At 70.5% G+C, this 1,104-nt stretch carries 2 protein-coding genes and 1 pseudogene; all 3 read left to right on the top strand.

All coding sequences use genetic code 11. From position 1 onward, the window contains the following. A pseudogene (locus C1I97_RS37685) lies at window positions 1-458 on the top strand (hypothetical protein); the annotation flags it as partial. 99 nt (window positions 459-557) lie between these two features. Further along, a complete protein-coding gene (locus C1I97_RS37680) occupies window positions 558-749 on the top strand; it encodes a hypothetical protein (protein WP_111007338.1) in 192 nt (63 codons plus the stop codon). A gap of 132 nt (window positions 750-881) precedes the next feature. After that, window positions 882-1,104 (top strand): HIRAN domain-containing protein (locus tag C1I97_RS37675; protein WP_181447104.1); only part of this gene is annotated, 223 nt, incomplete at its 3' end.

The following is a 1,104-nucleotide window of genomic DNA, read 5'->3' as shown; positions in this document are numbered from 1 at the left end:
ACCACCGACGGCATCCACGACCCCCACAGCAGCGACGACATGACAGTTCGTCACTCCCACCAGATCGCCGCCCCTATGCCCCACCAGCGAAAACGCAGTCCTCACGTCCGGAAAGACAACAGCTTCTAAAGGGCACCTGGTTCATCTGGGTGGTGGGCACGCAGTCCGTCGCGGTCGCCACCGCTGCCCTCGCCCCGCACACCGGCGGCCGGGCCCTGGGCATCCTGGCCTCGGCGTGCGGGGCCGTCGGACTGCTGCAGTACCTGCTGGTGGCCGCGCTGGCACTGGCCCGCCTGCTGCTGGAACCCGTCGAGCCGAAGGAACTAGCCCCGCCCTACCGGGTATTCATGGGCGCCGCCGCGATCAGCGTGCTGGCCGGTGCGAGGCTCCTTCGCCTCCCGCCCACAAACGCTCTGCTGCCCGGAGCCCTCGTACTGGGCGCGTCCGCGGTGGTGTAGTCGTTCTGCACCTGGCTGATCCCGCTCCTGCTCGCCCTGGTCGTGTGGCGGCACGTACTGCACCGCGTGCCACTGCGGTACGAGACGAGCCTGTGAAGCATGGTCTTCCCCATCGGCATGTACGGGGTGGCGACCCGGGAACTGGGCGAGGCGGCAGGCTGGGACTGGATGACCGCGACCGGCGCCGGCGAGGCGTGGACGGCGCTGGCGGTGTGGGCAGTGGCCTTCGCCGGGATGCTCGCCGCACCTGCCACCGCGCTCCGGCACTCCCGACAGCCGGGAGCCAAGTGACGGAATGTACGAGAAACGGTTTGTGCGATTGGCCGGTTGCAGTTCGGGTAGTCGGCCCCAAGACTGACCGTGTCCGGATCCCGGCGCGGACCCTGGACCTCGCCGTCCGCAGCCGGGTCGGCGAGCCCGCGGGTGTGCGGGCAGACGGAAAGGGGGTGGACCTTCACCTGCCCCCTGCGCGGCGTCCGCCACAGCGGCAACGACGACCACCTCGCCCAGCTACCGGCCGGCACCCTCCTCGACCTCGTCCGCGACCCCGGCAACGAGGCTGACCCGAACGCCATCCAAGTCCAGCACCAGGGCGTCTTCCTCGGATGGATCGCCCGGGAGATCGCCCGCCCGCTCTCCCTCGCCC

It is taken from the genome of Streptomyces sp. NTH33 (assembly GCF_003236365.1).
GTDB lineage: Bacteria > Actinomycetota > Actinomycetes > Streptomycetales > Streptomycetaceae > Streptomyces.
Note: the sequence above shows the minus strand (reverse complement) of the source record. Positions and strands in the feature narration are given on the sequence as shown.

Bases quoted from the DNA above. Each gene is read 5' to 3' on its own strand.
- C1I97_RS37680 (WP_111007338.1), top strand. From the start codon at position 558: ATGGTCTTCCCCATCGGCATGTACGGGGTGGCGACCCGGGAACTGGGC.